Origin of the sequence: Brevibacillus daliensis, from assembly GCF_021245735.1 — a bacterium.
Taxonomy (GTDB): Bacteria; Bacillota; Bacilli; order Brevibacillales; family Brevibacillaceae; genus Brevibacillus_B; species Brevibacillus_B daliensis.
On the sequence record NZ_JAJISB010000008.1, the window covers coordinates 1 to 19,771 of the forward strand.

Below are 19,771 nucleotides of genomic sequence, written 5' to 3' on the forward strand. Positions count from 1 at the left end.
ACTTAACTTTTTTGTGTCCAAGATATTGACTCAGATCCACTTTCATGAAAAGATAAAAGAGTCAATGCAATTCCCGCAATCAAACCAAGGATCATTGTAATAAAACCTACCCATGCCCCATTATAGGATGCAATTAGTTTTAAAGGTCCCTGGAAAGGTACCCATGGCAAAGAACTACCCCATTTAGCAATACTCGGAAGAAACCAACCGAACACTAAACCGATAAGAGGGATACCAAGCCACAAGATAACCTTATCCGTTTTTGAAAAATTTAGTAATGTATGATTACCACTCATTTAAATTTCCCCTTTTTTAGATAATACACTTGTAATGGCTTGTCTCCATACAGCTGCAACATCTAATTGAATTCCTATCATCGGATAGTTTGATAAGTTATCAAATGTTAACGCTAATATAATTGATTTTTCACGTAGTCCAGTAGACTCAATAAGACCAAATTCTACCCCTTTTTGCAATAATCTTATAAAACCGTCAATAAACCCCTCCTGTACGGCTTTAATTTTTAATCTATATTCTTTATTATGTGATGATTCCCGGCTTCCATATAAAAGAAACTCATTTAATACCTGGACAACAAGCAGTTGTGTATCTGTAGATTCTTCAATCAACAATTGCAATCCATCACTAATAATCTTCTCTACAAAATTCTCTTTCGTATACTCAATAATATGAACGTATTTTTCAAAACTATATCCCTCTAAAATCCAAGTGAATACAGCGTCTATTAGTTCTTCTTTCGAAGAGTAATAATAATATATGGATGGCTTCTGTATGCCTACAGAATTAGCGATCATGGAAAGTGAAGATTTTTCAATTCCATACTGTCCAATTAACGAGGTGGTCGTTTCAAGAATTTTTTGTCTTGTTGTTTCGCTTTTACTCATTTTCTCACCCTTTCTACCTATCGTTAGGTAGATATTAGCACCTAACTACACTGATTGTCAAAACGATTCATTGATTCCATTTAGAGAGTTTGATAAAACCTTCGTGCTTATGAAAGCCTCATTTCCGGAAAGTGAACGGAGAACTTATGCTGGACAGAAGGAACTGCTGGCCGATCCGCATTACCGTCTTATTACGGAAACGAATAGCCGTACAGGGACTGACGCTGCTGCTCACAGTGGAAACAGACTGGGGTTTGGCTGTGGAATGTGGGAACGGATTAGCGTCAATCGGCGAAGTCAAACTTATTGATGATGAGAAAGAGTTAATGGATTCCTTGAATGATATGGTGTTGAAGTATGAAGCCACTGATAGTTCATATAGGTTGCAAGATGTAGACACTGACTTTCTTGTTGGGATGAACAAAGGGATTCAAGGATTCAAAATAAAAATCAGCAGGATAGAAGGAAAAGCAAAATTATGACAAAATCATTCAGTAGAACGACAAGAACTTGTGATCAATCAACTGGAACGGTTTTCGAATGGAGACGAACAAGAGATTGCTTCTCTTATGAAAGCAAACCTTAAAAAATAACGTTTATGTTATAACGCTAACGGAGAACAAGAACTCATTAACAAACGACGTAAGGCTACCACTGGGAATTGAAGGTGGATATCATTGCAGGACTTATTGTTTACGAAGGTCAAAGAAATAATCAACTCTTGGGACCCAGCAGAGCTTTTGGCAATTCACTGCCCTGAAGACGAATACCATTCGGAAATCAAAGAGATCTGCCTACAAATCAAGAGTAACAATAATTATACCTCGCACGAGTTAGGCATGTTCATCCATCAGACATATCAGTCTTATCTACCTGTACAACGCAACCCGCAAGCAGCGCTAACATTTTACTGGCCTATTCTGGGTAGGCAGATCCGTTTACGTGGGACGGTCGAGGATATGAGCGAAAAGGCTGGGGCTGCCGATTTCCGGCAACGGTCCGTTGAAGCCCGAGCCGTAGCACTTACGGGAAATCAGAGTCGGGAACTTGTAAGGGAAGAAGAACTGGAGCATCCGCTTGCCGTACAGAGGGAGCGGATCAGCCGCGATCCTGAAATGACAGCTCCCAATTGGGGGTTATATGCAATGAACGTAAGGGAGGCGGGATTCTGGCAAGGGGATACTCAGCGGAAACATACCCGGGTTCAGTATTACTTATATGATGGACAGTAGTGGAAACATCGTAGGCTTTGGCCTTGATTGGTCAAGTTCGATCGGTATCCATTTGTCGAAAGCATAATCGATCGCTGCTATCTGTCGGGCTTTACCATCAAATTAGTCATAAAAACGCGAACGAACACCTTTGATCAATCTGCATTTTTTGGAGTTGAAAGCCGCCGCTAACTAATCAAATCGACTCTGAATCTTTACTTGGATTGCAATCTCCATCTAAGTTTTGTAAACTGGGTTCAAATTGGATAGTATTAACATCACCAGTAATGGGACGATGTTTTTTTATGTCCGCGGGAATGGGATAAAGTCTTTGTCATTTATGAGATCTGTCGGATGATAAGAACATTATGTCATTAAATGTCGCATAAAAGCGGCTTTTTCATCCCATTCCCGACAGATCGCCATAAAAGGAAGAATCTTGCGTAGCGTAGCTCGTCGACAATTGTATCGATTGTCATTCGGAGCAAGGTTAATATAATGGATCATTTGGACGATAGCGAATTAATCAGGGAACAAATCGCGAATCATGCATTTTCATTGCGGTTAAACCCCCTTATTGTGGACACTTCACCTCTTATTCGATTTAGTTAAATTTATCTAACTTTAAACGTTAAATTTGATGGAGGTAAATATATATGGGATTAGAGGTTGATCTATATTCGTTGAAATGCGAAATGCTTGATGACTGTGTTGATTTATTTATTGACACTTTCTCAAAAGAACCATGGAATGATGTTTATGAATCAAGAAAACAAGTTGTGGATCTTTTTGAGAATTACATGAAAAACAATTATTTTATTGGTTACGTTCTAAAAATAGGCGATGAACTTGTTGGATTGAGCATAGGCGTAAAAAAGCCATGTCTAAAAGGAATGGAATATTTCATTGATCAATTTTGTGTAAGTGAAAAATTCCAAGGACAAGGAGCAGGTAGCAAGTTTCTAGAGCTTATCGAATCTGACATTAAAAAGCAGGATATAAATACTATCGTGTTAACAACTTCCAAGGGATTCCCATCAGAAAAATTTTATATTAAAAATGGATTCAAAACATCTGATAATGCAATTCTTCTTGCCAAATGAGCATGCCTATTAGTTAACTCTCTTGCAAAGTAAAAAAATAAGCAGCTTATTTTTTTATACCTCTGTTGTATGGCTAAATTCATACGTGCAAAATAGCTGGGTATGGGAGAAACCTATACCCAGCTATTTTCTTCGATCATCGTAACCTTATGCGATCATAACGGCACTCATATACAGACCGTTTGAAAGGAAGAGTCGCATGAGAGAATGGATTGTGTTGGTGCAAAGAGGAGAGCATGATGCTTTCGTCGCCGCGACTGCGCTTTAAGTGGCTCGTCGGTTGCTGCGGTAACTCCGATACCGGGTTCATCTCCATCGTTGTCATTGTCCAACATTATTTCAAATTGAAGCCATTACGTGATAGCCGGTCTGTTATTTTGCTGGATGAAGGCTATGCAAATTGGCTCTGGACGCACGGATATATTATGGAGGATGTCGCTTATGGCATTGCATTAGCGGTAACGGATGAGCGCGCAACTGGGCGCCTCTACAACATAACAGAACCACAGACCAGAACGATGCTGGATTTCATACATGCGATTGGTGAGCAGCTGAATTGGAAAGGCATGATCATCCAAGTCCCGTACGGCCATCTTCCGGATGAACTAGGTATCCCCTTACACACAGAACAAAACATCATCGTCGAATCCATTCGAATTCGGGAAGAGCTAGGCTACCGAGAAGCTTTCTCCTTCGAGGAAGTGCAAGAGATTTTTCGTTGGAATGATTTAGTTCGATAATTTTTTTCATGAAATAACAAAACAACAAGCTGACGCCGTTATAGTACGGGCGCCAGCTTGTTGAGCCTTTACATGGAGTCTTGGGTATTCTCTCTGTAAACTATTTATTTCTGAAAGGGTCTTTCCTGTTTCTGCTTACTTCACTTATTAACGTTGATCCCAACAATAAGGCAGCGCCTATTATTTGGAGTAAAGTCATCTTTTCTCCTATAACAAGAGCTGAAATAAATAATGAAGTTAATGGGTCGATATAACTTAATACAGCAATGCTCTGACCTTTAAGTCCTCCCATTCCGGTAAAGAATAGATAGAAGCCTATACCGCCATGAAGTATCCCCAAGAGCAACATCAAAATAACAGAATTTCCAGTTAATTGAAATAACTTGAAGCCATCTCTCATAAGAACATAAGGTAATAGCATTACAAACGATAATACAAGCTGTATAAACGTGTTTTCCAGCCCATTCATATTTTTGATACATTTATTAACAAGGGTTAGTATTGCATAAAAACCCGCAGCTATCAGTCCATAGAAGATACCGAGCAAGTTATGTTCAGCTGCTTCTATCCCGCTGCTTTTCATAATGAAATACAGTCCGGCAATCGCTATACCAACACATACCGCTTTTTTTATTGAAGGTTTTTCTTTCAATAAAATAGGGGACAACATAATGACCAAAACTGGTGCAAATTAATAGCTTAAGGCTGCATTTGCAATTGTTGTTTCTTTATACGCCTGGAAAAGAAAGATCCAATTGCCGCTCAAAGCAATGCTCGCGATGAACAGTGCAACGGCATTCTTTTTCATGGTTTGCCACGAGAATTTATGTACAATACCGAACTCAAGCCCTAAACGCTGCTTAAATAAATTACATGTCTAACTTTTTGGGGTCACTTCAGATTCAATTCTTGTGGCTTTTGTATGTGGTTTTTCGGTAAACATGCCATTCCAAACGAGTTCCCATCTATAAATCTATGCATAAAAGGTATGCGGAAATTTAAAATGCTTCACTCCATCTATTAATAGTGGTCAAATAAATAACGTATCATCCTTCTCTTTGATCAAGACTGACCGGATGTTCTCATTGCAGCTATCAGGCACAAAGTAAAAATGAACGAACTCCGTCTCATTAGAAATCATATGACTGACAACTGCCTCTAAATTGATAGGGTATGCTCCTGGCTTCAGGATGGCTTTTTTCGCTGGGCTATTTTAAACATTTGGCTTTATAAAAATTGGTCATCGCTAAAAACTTGTCGTAGGTGATGTTCCATATGTTCATAGTAGTCCTGAATCAACCATGCAAGTGTGACAACGCTTCCGTCAGGTAGCTGACAAGTACGCGATAAATTCGTATCCGACAAGTTGGAAATCACACGAACTACAGATTGATTAAGACTCAACCAAAGTGCAATCACATCTTCCGAAGGTGCATCGATGTATTGTTGGGCTTCAACCCAGATTTCTTGGTTGTACGGGATTATAACCAATGGTTCTATCTGACATTGCAGTTGAATGAAACGGGATAGATTGTTGATTGCTGAATCACATAGATGACCCAGAATTTGAAGACGTGACCATTTACCTTCTGGGCGTGGCTGTATAATTTCATCGTGATCGAATTTTCGGAATCTTCGAGGGACGGATTGCAGCAAAGCCTCCAAGTTTGAAACTGTGTTCATAATCATTAGTATCACTCCTTCTTTTGTAAAACCGTAAAAGGCCACTCTCCAGCCGAACATTTTATCAATAATACCATAATATTTGATCATTATTTTTGTGTATTCTCGGAAAAACCTTTATCGATGGAAAAGTGACCACCAAACCATTGTCAGTTTGAATGTCATTTCCTTTCTCGATCCATAGTTTTGCACCCGAAAAGGGAACCCGTTATTATCATAGGGCCAGTCTTTTTTGCTGAGTGATCACGTGACCCCTTAATTTGCTTAACGCGGAAGACCACGTCAAGCAATGAATGGCCTAGGTTGTCAAACGTAAATAAATCCAATATAATAATGCATATCAACATTTTTTCGGCTCAAGGAAAGGTGGTATCCAGTTCTAACATGCGCTATCTGATTGCTTCCTAATCCCTAACTAAAAGGAATACGGAATGCAGGCGCTACCTGATGCGGTAGCGGAATTGGGTATGGTGTGTCCATTCCCGGTTGTTCTGATGACTCATGTTGGAGACGAAAACTGGAAAACCATGATGAGCTTAGATTTTACTTGCTTATAAAGTCTAAGTTTATGTTAGGCTTATTTTTGTTGTATTAAGCTGTGGCTTTTATGGTCTTCCGGCTGCGAGTGCGTCTGCATTCGCAGCCTTTTTTCGTATTAGGGATTTACCGTAACTATCGTTCATTTAGACGAGGAGGTAGACCTTATGAAGATCCAATTGTTTCAAAATGTGAGTAAAAGCTATGGCAACCATCAGATATTGGACCAGGTATCTTTTGCAGTTTATTCCGGCAACCGGGCTGCGATTGTCGGCGTTAATGGAGCTGGTAAATCAACCATCTTGAAATTAATTATGAATTTAGAGGAACGGGATGAGGGAGAAGTTTCTCTCAGGCTTGATGAAGGAAGACTGACGAGGCAGTCCTAGAGTAGTGAACTTAGCGTTGGCTTGTTGAACATCACTGTAGCCGAGCAACCGTCTAAGACAGTTGTTTTATGATCACTCATTTAGGTATCGCCGCCGCGGAAAACAAGTGATCAGCATGGTAAAGTTAGAAAAAAATTTATCATATGATGATCGAAAGTCAATTATGGTTAAAAAGAGAAGAAGGCGCAGATTAACATTAATTAAAAAAAGCCTATTTTTTAATTAGGATGAAAGGATGATATCAATGATGGGACCAAATCCTAGAGAGAAGTACCCTATACCCGGGAATAAAAATGTACAGTTCATCAACAATACGATTACAAAATCCAACATCATCGTTGGGGATTATTCATATTATGATGCACTAAACGGAGAATCGTTTGAGGATCAAGTGTTATACCATTATGAAGTCTTGGGAACGAAACTGATAATTGGAAAGTTTTGTTCAATTGCTCCTGAGACGAGATTTGTTATGGGAGGTGGTAATCATAGAATGGATGGCTCAACTTATCCGTTCAACATTTTCCGTAACGGCTGGGAAGCTTATACACCTGCATTGGAACAACTGCCTCTTAAAGGCGATACGATTGTGGGCAACGACGTCTGGATTGGCAGGCGTGCAACCATTATGCCGGGTGTGCATATTGGTGATGGAGCCATAATAGGTGCCGAGTCGGTCGTCGTAAAAGATGTGGAGCCATATACAATTGTTGGTGGGAATCCGGCTAAGGAGATACGAAAACGTTACTCGCCAGAGATTATGGAAGAATGGCTGGAAATCAGCTGGTGGGATTTTGATATTGCGATCATTATTCAAAATATTGAGGCGATCGTAAGCGGGGATATCGAATCGTTAAGAAAAATGAAAATCATTTCTGATTTAAAATAACTCAACTTTAGCAGCATGAAATCGCTAAATATGCCTTGATGTAGTTGGGTAAACCCCGGTAATTTACTGCTGGAGTTAACGTTAATTTAAATTGTTAATCTTCTTTCTTGACTTCGTGGCGTGATCTGGCGTGGCTTGTCAGGCAGTAGAAAGTAACATGAGATCACAATTGTCGTAAGGATTAGTTCATACGCGCAAAATTGCTGGGTATGGGAGTAACCTATACCCAGCTTATTTTCTTAGATTATCGTAACCTTTTGCGATCATAATGGCACTTATGTACAGAACGCTTGAAAGGAAGAGTAGAATGAGAGAATGGATCGTGTCGGCGCAAAGAGGAGATCCTGATGCTTTCGGACAACTTGTACTCCGGTTCAAGGACATGGCATTTGCCGTAGCCTATGACCGATTGCGCGATCCGCATTTGGCCGAAGATGCCGTACAAGAGGCATTTACCGAAGCCTATTTACATTTGCCCAAGCTGGTGGAACCGAGTGCCTTTCCCGGTTGGTTGAAGCGAATTGTCATACGTCAATGTAACCGGATTATGCGACGCAAGAGTCATCGTCTTGTTTCGTTTGATTCTTATGCACATGTTGCGGAAGCCGGACGAACGCCTGACGAGATCGCGGAACTACGGTAAATGCGGGAACTGGTTCGCCGCCACATATTAGGGTTGTCTTCAACTATGCGGGTACCCGTTCTGTTATTTTATATTCATGGCTACTCGCTGGCCGAGATTTCTTCTTACCTGGGAACACCGGTTTCGGTATTGAAAAAAAGATTGTACGACGCGCGGCGTAAATTGAAAGCTTCTCTCCCTGTCACTGACTTCATCTCGGCGTTCCAACAACTATATGAAGGAGGAAAACGAATGCTGCATATCGTAAATGGCGATATCGTTGCCGAGAAGCTGAAACAAGGTGTTGTTCCGGGGGACATCCTCGTATGGAGGGAGATTTATTCGGAAGGCCCCGTTTTTCTAGATCCGTCCGATCCTGCCGGCAGGTCTGTCCGAGCAGACTATTTGGAGAAGGCGATGGGTATCCCGTGCGAGGAATACATCGATGGCTGCGAATCGCAAGAGCAACAGCTCCGTAGGTTCAAGGATTACGATGAAATCGTATTATGGTTCGAACACGACCTGTTTGACCAAACAATGTTATGCTACTTGCTCTATTGGTTTTCACAACAAAAACTGGGGCGAACGAGGCTAAACTTGCTATGCATCGGAGATTTTCCCGGCATCGAACGTTTTCGTGGCTTGGGCCAACTGTCTGTCGAGCAGATGGGAACCTTATCGGGAACGTGGCATCTGGTTAAGAGGAAGGAGTTGGAATTAGGCCAAGCGTATTGGGAAGCCTTTACCTCATCCGATCCGCGCCGGCTAACGCAACTGCTGCAGGAGGATAGTTCCGCTTTGCCATTCGTTCGGAATGCCTTTCGTTTTCATTTATCACGCTTTCCCTCTGTTCAAGATGGACTTGGGAACGTGGAACGGACCACTCTGGAGTTTATCGCCCGGGGTCTGAACCAACCGATGGAGCTATTCCGTCAAGTGAGCGATGAGCTTCATGAGTTCGGTATGGGCGACCTTCAATTTTGGCTGATTCTCAAACAAATGGCAGTAGGACCACAACCGTTAATTCGTTTCGAAGGAGCGGAAGCCGCTATTCCCAGTTATACCGATCCTTCAGAGGACTTTCGCCATCGTCGCATTCTATTAACGGATACAGGCCGACGTGTTCAAGACGGAAAAGAGGACTGGGTAGCCGCCAACGGGATCGACTGCTGGCTTGGCGGGGTTCATCTTCTGGAGAAGGAACGAGTATGGCGTTGGGACGAGAAGGAGGAATCCATCGTTAGATCGGAAAAAATTTAGCTTATTTAGAAGTTCGGATTTGCTTCTATGAGCGCAAGCCTGGTGTCAGTCTAAAACATATTTATCGGAGGCAAAAGCGTGAACACTATATATTTTACAAAAGAACCCCCTGAAGATTTTACGCAATTACTTTCCCTCTATGAATCATTAGGATGGAATTCACTTAAATTATCCGTTGATGAATTGAAACAAATGTGCAATCAAAGTTGGTACGCTATTTATGCTTTTGATGATCAAAAATTGGTGGGGATGGGGCGTATTATTTCGGATGGAGTGATTACTGGAATTATATGTGGACTGTGTGTACTGCCGAGTTATCAGTCCAAAGGAATTGGCAGAGAAATGCTGAATCGAATGATTCGCCATTGTGAACAAAATCGCGTAATTCCTCAACTTTTGTGTACAGAAAGCTTGGAATCCTTTTATGAGTCTTTTGGATTCAAGAAATTTTCTGTTGGAATGACAAGAAATATAATTCGATAATGTTTTCTCATGAAATAACAAAACAACAGGCTGACGCCGATAGATTACGGTCGCCAGCTTGTTCAATATGCTCCTTCATCTTTTAAGAACTGAAATAAATTATGAAGCCAATGGATCTATATAACTTAATATAGCAATGCTCTGACCATTTAGTCCTCCCATTCAAATCATATTCACCCTTGAAGTATCCCGAATAGAGCATCAAAATTACACAATCTCCAGCTATCTGAAATAATTTGATAATTGTCAGGAGGAAGCGTACATGATTAGGAAACAAAAAATTGTAGTGATTGGTGCAGGTATTGTTGGCGCATCAATGGCCTACAACTTATCAAAGCGGAATCAGGATGTCACTTTGATAGAGTGTAATTCAACAGCTGCATGTGAAGCAACTGAAAAATCTTTTGCTTGGATTAATCCTTCGGGCCGGGTTTTAAAAAAATTTCGACATTTGTATGATGCAACGTTAGCCGAATATCATGCATTAGAAAAAGAACTGCCTGATTTAAAGATAAACTGGCACGGAGCACTAACATGGGGAGTTCCTACAAATATGGAGAAGTCTCGTATACAAAAATTAAATCGGCAGCAGATCATAGAACTAGAACCTAATTTGAAGGAATATCCGGAGGAAGCTATTTATACGCACGAAGAAGGCGCAGTAGATCCAATATTGACAACAAATCTTTTGGTGAAGAAAACAAAAGAACATGGAGCGAATATATTGTTTGATACAAAAGTGATGCAAATAAAAAAAAGAGGGTCCAAGGTTGTTGGTGTACACACCACAAATGGTTTTATAGAATCAGATGTTATTGTTTTAGCAACTGGTGTAGTTATACCCGAGCTATGTAAGCCCTTAGGCTTTGATGTTCCTGTCACTCCTTCGCCTTCTATTATTATTCGCATGAAATCGAAAGAAAAGTTAATCCATACTTTAATCTCAAATTCACAATTTGAAGCAAGACAACTAACCAATGATATGCTAATAGCTGCGGAAGATTATATGGATGAATCCGAAGAAAATGGGCCGGAGGCAATTGGAAAACGAGCCTTTGAAATCCTTTGTCACAGTTTAAAAGGCGGAGAGAATTTGGAATTGGAATGTATCAAGGTAGGAATGAGACCCATGCCTGAAGATGGTTATCCCATTGTTGGCTTTCATGATCAGATAAAGGGTCTATACCTAGCAGTTATGCATTCTGCCATTACGTTAGCTCCTGTAATTAGTCGCTTGGCTGCAAACGAGATTATAGATAACGTGCGGATCAAAGCATTAGAAAGCTGTCGGTTATCAAGATTTTAAACATGAAAAGTAATACTAAAACTCATATCCGAGTTGGTAAATAGTCCTAAAATTCACTCTACTATCTCGACGTACTGGTATACAATTTACGATATGGAACCATTTATTTTCAATAGAAAGTAGGTTATAAAATGAATATTAGTCGACAACTACATGATAGATTTGATCCAGTTGTATCTCACGTAAAACAAACATTCAACTCCGTTATTGCTTCAGGTTCTGCTCTTATTGTTATACATAACGATTCAATTGTTTCGGAGGAGTACTGGGGCAGACATTCATCAAATTTAGGTTCAAGACCTATTCAAGAGGATACTCAATTTCATGTAGCGTCTGTAAGGAAAAGTTATATTGGTTTTGCTGTCGCTTATGCAAGATATAAGGGATATATTGCTTCGATAGATGACCAAGTAATAAAATATCTATCCGATTTAGACGCTAACCTCTTACATTCCACTACCATTAGGCATCTACTTACACATACCCACGGATTAAACCGTAGTGAAGGTACTATTTATCGTGAATTTGCTCCAGGTAAGAGTTGGGCTTATCGTGGAATTGGCATAGATATGTTAACTCAAATTGTAAAAATAACCACAGGAAAAACGGTTGCGGAAATTGTAACGGAACAAGTGTTTCAACCACTTGGATTTAAGCAATCTGGTTGGTATGGAAATAAGAATGATAAACTAGTTGAAGTTATCCTACGACATCCTAATGATCCTGCTTGGTATACGAGTGAAAGTACTGATGGGGATAAAATGAATATGTATGTTTCAGCCAGAGAATTAGCATATTGGGGGTACCTTCATTTACAAGAAGGACTTATAAACAAGAAGCAAATTATACCTAGAGAGATAATTAACTTAGCAACCTCCGTACAAAGTCCAAAATCATTAGACCTAGACTTACCACAAAATGGATACCTATGGTTCCTTAAAGACTTGCCTTCTAAGAAAACAGAAATTGGTGAAAATGTACCTCAAGGCACATATCAAATCTTAGGATATACAGGCTCAACTGTGTTAGTGATTCCGAAACATAATCTGGTAGCAGTTCGGATGTTTAATAGTTTTGGTTCACCTACAGGCTTCGATTATCTAGAGGATATCAGATCATTTGGAGATACTATTATGAAGTGTATATTAAACGATAGTAAACGGGGATCGACTTAGTAATTACTGCAGCGGTAGTCTAGGACATTTTTTATGTTCCTGGCTGCCGATGAGTTTGTTATTCAGATCGTCCTTTTTCCTAATAAATGTTATTACTTGTAACAAATAAATCAGCTTAAAACCCCACCCCTTTCATCAGAATAGAAAAGATTTTCAATAAAATCAAAAAAGATTGTAATCGCCTCTTGAAATTGACGTTGCGTCATTATTTATAATAAGGGCATAACAGAAGATAGAGGAGAATTATTATGATGAGAAAAGGATTCATTCTGGTTTTAATTATGTTAACGAGTATCACAAGCGGTTGTGGAATATATTTGGGAGCATCTCCAACGGGAACTGAAATAATGGAAGAGCATTCTATAGAGGGTATGAAAGAGGTAGGGATCGAATTAACCAGCGATAATGTGGAAATTATCACTCATGATAAAAATACAATTGTAGCGACCTTAACTACTTTCGCTGAGGGTCCAAAACTATCGGTTACTCAAGAAAATCAAAGCATGATAATTAAAGTGGAAGATGGAACAGATTCATATCTGGCAGCCGTGGGTAGAATGCCACGCTTACAGATAAAACTTCCCGCCAGTTATCAGGAAAGTGTGGAGATAACCAGCAAATCAGGAAATACTCTGCTGAATCAATCTTCTTTGAATCAGGTAACGGTTAACACTAAGTCTGGCAATATCACTACAGAGAATTCGAATATAAAGCATTTTACAGCAAGAACCACAAGCGGTTCGATTTCTACTAGGAATGACCAGTTCATGGGGACATATGATCTTCAATCAAATAGTGGTAATATCGATATGTCCATCGTCAATAAGCAACTTGATGCAACGATCCATGCCGAGACGAATAGTGGAAAGCTGTCCGTTTCGCTACCATTTGAGCTAGAGAAGATGGAGGAAGACCTGATTGTAGGGCGTGATGGAGATGGTACCCACTCTATTAAGCTAAAAACCGGCTCTGGAAATATTTCTATCAAGTAAATCAGGTAAGGAGTTTATAGGAATATGGCAAACCAAAAGACTTTGATTTCTATCAAAGATCTCGCTCGACAAACCAATATAACAACTCGTACACTTCGATACTATGATTCAATTGATCTACTTACACCTGCTGAAACGACAGAAGGTGGTCATCGGATGTATACAGAGGAAAATACAGCGCGACTGTTTAAAATAATTTTTTTGAAAGATCTTGGTTTTCAATTAAATGATATAAAAAGCATATTAGATAGGGATGTATGGAACTGGGATGGTTACTTTGAAGAACATTTTAGGATGCTACAGGAAGAAAGAGCGAGACTGGATTCTTTGGAGCGAAGAATGAAAGAAATGAAAAATATCTTTGAACTGGAAGGCGAGTTAGAAGCCCCCGTACTATTGGAATTAATTAAATTAAGCAGACAAGATCCTCAGTCTCGCCATGAGCACATGAAAAGTTTGTTTAATAATAATGAAATTGCTCATTATAAAAACTTGCCTAATCTATCAAATGATGATCATGAAGCAAAAGAGTGGCTTCAAAAAGTAGCTGATTTAAAAAAATTATTGAATGAAGATCCTGCTTCATTACCCGTTCAGGAGATAGTAGCCTGGATTGATAGGAAAATGAGTGAAGCGCTGGGTGGGGATGAACAGCTGATGGAAAAGATTTAGGAAGTTCGTAAATCCCCTGAAATGTCTTCTGCTTTGCACTTCTATCCACTCGATTCTGATTTACTGGCATTTGTTGAGCGTGCTTTTGAGTTATATGACCAAAACAAGAAGAATAAAACAAAGGGGTGGGTCACATTGAGTTGATATAGTCATCTGTTGAGGGAAAAAGGGTTACATGTTCAATAAAATTGAGTACATACTCAGAAATAGAGACGAGGTTTTCATTCATGAAATTATTTATTTCTGACATTATTCAGGCTAAAAATCGTATTAAAAATCATATTGTCGAAACGCCTTTAGTTTTTTCGGATAGCTTGTCTGAACAACTATCTTCAAAAGTTTATTTTAAATTAGAAAATCTACAAAAGACGGGTTCTTTTAAAGCAAGAGGAGCACTCAGTAAAATTTCAACATTAATAAATCAGGAGAAAAGTAAAGGAGTCATCACAGCCTCCTCTGGTAACCATGCACAAGCAGTTTTCTATGCAGCTTCCTTATTTGATACTTCTGCACTCGTAGTCGTTCCAGAAAATACAGCACAAGCAAAAATAAGTGGAATTCAAAGATTCGGTGGAGAAATTGTACAGTATGGTGCTTCCTATGATGAGGCAGAAGAATATGCGGAACAATTAGCGAAGGAAACGGGCAGAAAGTTTATTCATGCATTTAATGATGTCGTTACAATGGCTGGACAAGGTACGATTGGTTCAGAGGCAATGCTTGAAAAACCGGATTTTGATGTCATTTTAGTACCAGTTGGTGGTGGAGGGCTTCTGAATGGGATTGCTACTGCTGCAAAAGCGATTAATCCTGACGTGCAAGTAATCGGAGTACAAAGTGAAGCTTCTCCAGCATGGCATGAATCATTCATGGCTGGAAAAATGGTTGATGTAACTTATCAAGCTTCAATCGCTGATGGGATTTATGGCGGCATCCATGAAGCCCCTTTACAGCTCGCTTTTTCAAGAATAGCTGGCAGTATATTAGTTAGTGAAGAAAGCATTTCACAAGCGATGAAATGGATGGCAACGAATCATCGTTATATGATTGAAGGCTCTAGTGCTGTAACGATTGCAGCGCTATTACAGAATCAAGTTCCAGATATTGCTGATAAAAACGTCCTCTGTATCATTACAGGTGGTAATGTGGATGCATCTTTATTTTTGAAAGTGATGAATGCACATCAGTTCTGAAAGATGAATTACCAAAACCGGTTAAATAATTTTAGGACGGTCACATCTGAAAAAAGATATGACCGCCTATTTGTATAATTCAATCCTACTAAAAACTTCGACGTTTAAAATGTTTTTTTTGAAAGATCTTGGTTTTCAATTAAATGATAGTAAAAGCATATTGGATAGGGATGTGTGGAGCTGGAACGGTTCCGTTGAAGAACATTTTCAGATGCTACAGGAAGAGAGAGCAAGACTGGATTCATTGGAGCGAAGAATGAAGGGAATGAAAAATATCTTTGAACTGGAAAATGAGTTAGAAGTCCCAGTTCTATTTAATTAAATTAAATTAAGCAGACAAGATCCCCAGTCTCGCCATGAACACATGAAAAGTTTGTTTAATAGGAGTGAAATTTATCATGATAAAAACTTGCCTAATCTATCAAATGATGATCCAGAAGAGAAAGAGTGGTTTCAAAAAGTAGCTGATTTGAAAAAAAGTTTGACCGTTTACAAAAATGATGAACCGAAATCATCTGTGATTTCGTTTTTTTCTTATTGAGTGAAAGGGGCAGAATAGTTGAATAACTCTCAAGTTTGATTAAAACAAGAAGGTGACTCAATAGAACAAAATTAGCGACCAAATTGAGTCGCTTCTTTTCTTTTACAATTACAACTTTCTACTATTTACTCTATTTGACAAGAATTGAAAAAGCACTATATACCAATAAAACTGCCATAATTATATTAAACTGTTGTCTGTATTGTAATAAGAGCTTTTGAAAAATCGAACCAAATAGACTCCAACTGAATGTACTCATTAAACCAACCATTCCTAAAAATAATGAGAAAAGAATGTAGCTGAAATATGAAGTGTAATTGGGGAGAATGAAGGTTGCTACTACTGTAATCCCGAAAAGAATACCTTTCGGATTAACAAATTGTAACAAGATACCTATTAAGAAAAAGTTTCTATTACCTTCATCATTTCCACTGTCATTATCTTTACTGGTAAGTATTTTAAAAGCCAAAAATAACATATAACCTACACCAAAAATGGTCAAAGGAAATTCAATTATTGGCATAACACTTGTAAGTATGATATTTAAAAAACTACACAATAATGTGATAACAAAAAATCCGACACCTACTCCTAAACAAAATTTAATTGTTTTCTTAAATCCATGTTTATTCGCGAACGCCATTGCCATGATATTGTTGGGACCTGGAGTAAAACTGGTAATAAAAACAAATAACAAAAATGAAAATAAAGGCATTTTAGGACCTCCCTTTTATGAAGTGTGTTATAATGTCTGAAACGAACAATATAACGTTTTACTTTTTATTATACATAACGGTCGTTATGTTGTACATGATATAGGAGTGAAGTTTATGGAGGAAATTCATCTTATTCTTGCAAGAAATTTAAAAGCTATCAGAGAGAAGGAAAAATTAAGTTTGGAAAAGGTCTCTCAATTAAGTGGAGTAAGTAAAACGATGATAGGGCAAATTGAAAGAGGAGAGTCAAGTCCAACTCTTACAACTATTTGGAAAATAGCTAATGGATTAAAGATCTCCTTTACTTCCCTAATAAATAATCCGCAGCCTGATACTAAAGTTGTTTTAAGAAATGAAATTCAAGTATTGTCTGAAGACAATGGAAGGTATAGAGTATATCCCTACTTCCCCTTCCAAGAGGATAGACGCTTTGAAGTTTACTCTGTTGAAATTGAAAAAGAAGGGATACTAAGTTCTGATTCCCATAGAGAGGGAACGGAGGAATTTATCACTGTTTTTGATGGAGAAGTAACTATTCGTGTCAGTGAATGTAAATATAAATTAAATAGTGGTGATTCAATTAGATTTAGGGCTGATAGACCTCACACATATTATAATTCTGGAGAAACATTAACCCGATTAAGTATGACGATATATTATCCAACCTAACAAAGCTTCATTTTAAAAAACTTCTTCAACTCCCTAACGGGTGCCATAATACAAGCTCGTAAATCTCCAGAAATGTTGTCTACTCTGCACTTCTATCCACTCGAATCTGATTTACGGGCATTTGTTTAGCGCGGTTTTGAGATATATGACCAAAACATGAAGCGTAGACAAATGATTGGATCACATTGATAAGATTTGTAGCGGGAATGATGGAATTTTGAACAAATTGTATCAATAACAAAATAAACACTTGGTTTTTATATTAATGATTGTTGACATTACTAACCTCTTGAAATATAGTAAATCTTGTAACACAAAGTCGTGTTATCCAAGAATGAGAGCAATGGAGCCGCTAAAAAATCGAGATTCGGTTTTTTGTCGGCTTTTTTTTTATTATTTTTTGAAAGCCTTTCCATTTTATTCTAAACATTGGCAGGATAATGAAATGGAAGAACAGAACGGGGAAACAGTTAGTAATACAGGAATATGACGGCAAGCAGGTACTACTATTTGTCAGTACACGGACAGGTCATCAGTGATAAAAATCACAGATGATTGAAAACTTTCAGCCAACGATCGATATGCGGGAAGAATGTTTTTAGAACAGGTATTTGTACAAAATGCTGTTTGTGATCACTGTGGAGACCGATGTCATTACGCTTGTGCTGAATTGCACAAAGCATGAAAGCTTTTTACCGCCCGGCATTGCCTCCGCTATTGCCAAGTCGGTAATCGGCATCGTCACCAATACCGATCTGGCGCCGTCTGAGGAGAAGATGGAACAGGCGAGGAGTTATTTGCAGGAAGCGGGGGCCTCCGAGATTTTTAATATGTCTGTCGTCCAGAATTTTGGGCTGGTAGAACTGGAGGCTGACTTTCAGGGATAAACGGCTTCTCACCGGCAGTTGGTGGAAAGAACGAGATTCAAAAGTACATATTTCATACAACGAGGTGCATAACACATGGATGGAAGAACTGTAATAGCCGGTGAAGTGCCTAATACAAGAATGGATATTCGTGAGATGCTGGAGGTACGTAAGATTATCGAAAAAGCCAAGGGCATTCTAATGAAGGGAAATGGTTTTTCCAAAAATGAAGCTTATCAGATGATTCGCAAACTAAGCATGGATCGGCGATATCCAATGATTGAAAATGCTTCTACCATTGTCATTTCCTATGATTGATTCGCAAATTAGACATCTGTGCAGATTACATACTGAACTATCTGATACTGAGGTGGACCGGATCGTTGAGGTGGCGGAGTCGTTTGAAACTTCGGATGGGGATTACGATGTTTTTATTGATGTGTTGTCCAAGTATGACAATGAGGCCATCGTGGTTTATCATCGCAGACCTGATGGCGGCCGCTCGATGTACAAGCATTCGTTGGTTAGTGATAAAGCCCTGCGGGAAAATGAGCCGGGGGTGCTACGTACGCTGGAGACAGGCATTATGTCGCGGGGGCTGGTCGCCTACACCACCCAGGCAGATCATCTCTTGCGGCAGACCGTTTACCCGATTGAGCATAATGACCGCGTCATCTGCGTCGTCATTTATGAGAGGAATGTAAGTGAGGAGATTCAATCGCATTTCGATGGCACCACATCGCCATATCAGGGTGATGAAATCCCGATAAATCTGTCTGCGCTACTGCGATTTAAGGAGACTGTGATCAATCAACTGGATGATGCGATCCTGTTTTTTGATGATGATGGCTTTGTTAAACTGAAGAACAGCCAGGCGGATATTTATTACCAACGGTTTGGGTATCGGGAGAATATTCAGGGTCTGCATTATGATAATCTTTCCCATGATCGGACTAGTTTCTCCCAGCTCATGAAGGGGGAGAATGTCTCGCTGCACATGAGCAAGGAGATGCTGATCGGAGGTCGCTACTACAGAGTGAAGCGATTTCTCATCAACGAACGTGAATTCCGCCTGGTGCTCATTTTACAGGATATTACTGAAATCAAGCGTAAGGAAGCTGAAATTGTCTCCAAATCGGTTGCGATACGTGAAATCCACCATCGGGTTAAAAATAATTTACAGACAGTCGCTTCCGTATTGCGTATCCAAAGCCGGCAGGTAAAGAGTGCTGAAGCGAAAAAGAGCCTAAACGAAAGCGTAAGCCGTGTTCTGGCCATTGCCGCGACTCATGAGCTTCTTTCCATGGAGATGGAGGCTAAGGTGAAGCTCTTAGAGGTGACTCGAATCATCGGTGCCAATATTCAGCGCTGCTTTGTGAACGGGAATAATATTCAGGTGAAGATGACCGAGAATCAGCCGATATATCTGGACAGTGACCGCACGGTAGCGATTGCGCTAATCATCAATGAATTAATCCAAAACAGCTATGAGCATGCCTTTGATAATCGGCTGGACGGGAATATCAACGTGAGCCTGATGCTTGAGAACGGATATGTGACAATTGATGTAGCCGATGATGGACAGGGCTTTACCGCCCGGAACAATTCGTGCAACAGCTTAGGATTGTCCATTGTGAATAGTTATGTAAAGGATAAGCTGAAAGGGAAGTTGAAAATCGATTCCAATTCCAGTGGTACGATTGCGAAATTTACATTTAAACTTTAAATGGATCAGGCTACAATGTTGTAGTTCTGCAAGCGATGAGGCTTAATGTTTCCAACCCCGGATTATCGGGATTGGGTTAAACGTTAAGCCTTT

General features: G+C 39.4%; 22 protein-coding genes and 2 pseudogenes. 19 read left to right on the forward strand and 5 right to left on the reverse strand.

Annotated elements, in window-relative coordinates; genetic code table 11:
* Positions 1 to 2: 2 nt before the first annotated feature.
* On the reverse strand, positions 3 to 296 hold the full coding sequence (locus tag LM917_RS09025; protein ID WP_232697181.1) for a YqeB family protein: 294 nt from the start codon (positions 294 to 296) through the stop codon (positions 3 to 5).
* Positions 297 to 905 carry a TetR/AcrR family transcriptional regulator gene (locus tag LM917_RS09030; protein WP_232697182.1) on the reverse strand — a complete coding sequence of 203 codons (609 nt, stop codon included), beginning with the start codon at positions 903 to 905 and terminating at the stop codon, positions 297 to 299.
* A 290-nt stretch (positions 906 to 1,195) separates the two neighbouring features.
* Between LM917_RS09030 and LM917_RS09035 the strand changes: the two are divergent.
* The 4 genes and pseudogenes from LM917_RS09035 to LM917_RS09050 all read left to right on the forward strand — a co-directional run.
* Positions 1,196 to 1,498: pseudogene (locus tag LM917_RS09035) on the forward strand (FMN-binding negative transcriptional regulator); the annotation flags it as partial.
* Between the two features lie 84 nt (positions 1,499 to 1,582).
* Positions 1,583 to 2,137 (forward strand): pyridoxamine 5'-phosphate oxidase family protein, encoded by a 555-nt coding sequence (locus tag LM917_RS09040; protein ID WP_232697183.1) that lies wholly within the window; start codon positions 1,583 to 1,585, stop codon positions 2,135 to 2,137.
* A 635-nt stretch (positions 2,138 to 2,772) separates the two neighbouring features.
* Positions 2,773 to 3,219 (forward strand): GNAT family N-acetyltransferase, encoded by a 447-nt coding sequence (locus tag LM917_RS09045; RefSeq protein ID WP_232697184.1) that lies wholly within the window; start codon positions 2,773 to 2,775, stop codon positions 3,217 to 3,219.
* 236 nt (positions 3,220 to 3,455) lie between these two features.
* Complete coding sequence (locus tag LM917_RS09050; RefSeq protein ID WP_232697185.1) at positions 3,456 to 3,959, forward strand: NAD-dependent epimerase/dehydratase family protein; 504 nt, start codon at positions 3,456 to 3,458, stop codon at positions 3,957 to 3,959.
* 100 nt (positions 3,960 to 4,059) lie between these two features.
* Here the strand turns inward: LM917_RS09050 and LM917_RS09055 are convergent, their stop codons facing one another.
* Positions 4,060 to 4,611 (reverse strand): DMT family transporter, encoded by a 552-nt coding sequence (locus LM917_RS09055; protein ID WP_232697186.1) that lies wholly within the window; start codon positions 4,609 to 4,611, stop codon positions 4,060 to 4,062.
* Positions 4,612 to 5,186: 575 nt separating this feature from the next.
* A complete protein-coding gene (locus LM917_RS09060; RefSeq protein ID WP_232697187.1) occupies positions 5,187 to 5,648 on the reverse strand; it encodes a DinB family protein in 462 nt (153 codons plus the stop codon).
* Positions 5,649 to 6,346: 698 nt separating this feature from the next.
* Between LM917_RS09060 and LM917_RS09065 the strand changes: the two genes are divergently transcribed.
* The 11 genes from LM917_RS09065 (at position 6,347) to LM917_RS09115 (ending at position 15,482) form a co-directional block, all read left to right on the forward strand.
* Positions 6,347 to 6,568 carry an ATP-binding cassette domain-containing protein gene (locus LM917_RS09065; protein ID WP_232697188.1) on the forward strand — a complete coding sequence of 74 codons (222 nt, stop codon included), beginning with the start codon at positions 6,347 to 6,349 and terminating at the stop codon, positions 6,566 to 6,568.
* 247 nt (positions 6,569 to 6,815) lie between these two features.
* On the forward strand, positions 6,816 to 7,457 hold the full coding sequence (gene vat(I), locus LM917_RS09070; RefSeq protein WP_232697404.1) for a streptogramin A O-acetyltransferase Vat(I): 642 nt from the start codon (positions 6,816 to 6,818) through the stop codon (positions 7,455 to 7,457).
* A 277-nt stretch (positions 7,458 to 7,734) separates the two neighbouring features.
* The gene (locus LM917_RS09075; protein ID WP_232697189.1) at positions 7,735 to 8,100 is read left to right on the forward strand and encodes an RNA polymerase sigma factor; all 366 of its coding nucleotides are present in this window, start codon (positions 7,735 to 7,737) and stop codon (positions 8,098 to 8,100) included.
* On the forward strand, positions 8,101 to 9,339 hold the full coding sequence (locus LM917_RS09080) for a DUF1835 domain-containing protein (protein WP_255668091.1): 1,239 nt from the start codon (positions 8,101 to 8,103) through the stop codon (positions 9,337 to 9,339).
* 78 nt (positions 9,340 to 9,417) lie between these two features.
* Positions 9,418 to 9,822: a GNAT family N-acetyltransferase gene (locus tag LM917_RS09085; RefSeq protein ID WP_232697191.1), complete on the forward strand. Its 405-nt coding sequence runs from the start codon at positions 9,418 to 9,420 to the stop codon at positions 9,820 to 9,822.
* 262 nt (positions 9,823 to 10,084) lie between these two features.
* Positions 10,085 to 11,128: an NAD(P)/FAD-dependent oxidoreductase gene (locus LM917_RS09090; protein ID WP_232697192.1), complete on the forward strand. Its 1,044-nt coding sequence runs from the start codon at positions 10,085 to 10,087 to the stop codon at positions 11,126 to 11,128.
* A 131-nt stretch (positions 11,129 to 11,259) separates the two neighbouring features.
* Entirely contained in the window at positions 11,260 to 12,303 is a 1,044-nt protein-coding gene (locus LM917_RS09095) for a serine hydrolase domain-containing protein (RefSeq protein WP_232697193.1), read from the forward strand.
* 248 nt (positions 12,304 to 12,551) lie between these two features.
* A complete protein-coding gene (locus LM917_RS09100; protein WP_232697194.1) occupies positions 12,552 to 13,295 on the forward strand; it encodes a DUF4097 family beta strand repeat-containing protein in 744 nt (247 codons plus the stop codon).
* Positions 13,296 to 13,319: 24 nt separating this feature from the next.
* Positions 13,320 to 13,967, forward strand: coding sequence for a MerR family transcriptional regulator (locus LM917_RS09105; RefSeq protein ID WP_232697195.1), 648 nt, complete (start codon positions 13,320 to 13,322; stop codon positions 13,965 to 13,967).
* Between the two features lie 227 nt (positions 13,968 to 14,194).
* Positions 14,195 to 15,160 carry a threonine ammonia-lyase gene (locus LM917_RS09110; protein ID WP_232697196.1) on the forward strand — a complete coding sequence of 322 codons (966 nt, stop codon included), beginning with the start codon at positions 14,195 to 14,197 and terminating at the stop codon, positions 15,158 to 15,160.
* A gap of 109 nt (positions 15,161 to 15,269) precedes the next feature.
* Positions 15,270 to 15,482 carry a MerR family transcriptional regulator gene (locus LM917_RS09115; protein ID WP_232697197.1) on the forward strand — a complete coding sequence of 71 codons (213 nt, stop codon included), beginning with the start codon at positions 15,270 to 15,272 and terminating at the stop codon, positions 15,480 to 15,482.
* 349 nt (positions 15,483 to 15,831) lie between these two features.
* Here the strand turns inward: LM917_RS09115 and LM917_RS09120 are convergent, their stop codons facing one another.
* Positions 15,832 to 16,416 (reverse strand): LysE family transporter, encoded by a 585-nt coding sequence (locus LM917_RS09120; protein WP_232697198.1) that lies wholly within the window; start codon positions 16,414 to 16,416, stop codon positions 15,832 to 15,834.
* Positions 16,417 to 16,531: 115 nt separating this feature from the next.
* Here LM917_RS09120 and LM917_RS09125 point away from each other — a divergent pair, with 115 nt between their 5' ends.
* From LM917_RS09125 to LM917_RS09140, 4 genes and pseudogenes are all read left to right on the forward strand, one after another.
* Entirely contained in the window at positions 16,532 to 17,086 is a 555-nt protein-coding gene (locus tag LM917_RS09125) for a helix-turn-helix domain-containing protein (protein WP_232697199.1), read from the forward strand.
* Positions 17,087 to 17,697: 611 nt separating this feature from the next.
* A complete protein-coding gene (locus tag LM917_RS09130; protein ID WP_255668097.1) occupies positions 17,698 to 17,973 on the forward strand; it encodes a EutP/PduV family microcompartment system protein in 276 nt (91 codons plus the stop codon).
* Positions 17,974 to 18,111: 138 nt separating this feature from the next.
* Positions 18,112 to 18,270 (forward strand): annotated as a pseudogene (locus tag LM917_RS09135) (ANTAR domain-containing response regulator); the annotation flags it as partial.
* The gene (locus tag LM917_RS09140) at positions 18,266 to 19,678 is read left to right on the forward strand and encodes a sensor histidine kinase (protein ID WP_232697405.1); all 1,413 of its coding nucleotides are present in this window, start codon (positions 18,266 to 18,268) and stop codon (positions 19,676 to 19,678) included. The pseudogene LM917_RS09135 and the gene LM917_RS09140, both read left to right, overlap by 5 nt.
* Positions 19,679 to 19,771: the final 93 nt, after the last annotated feature.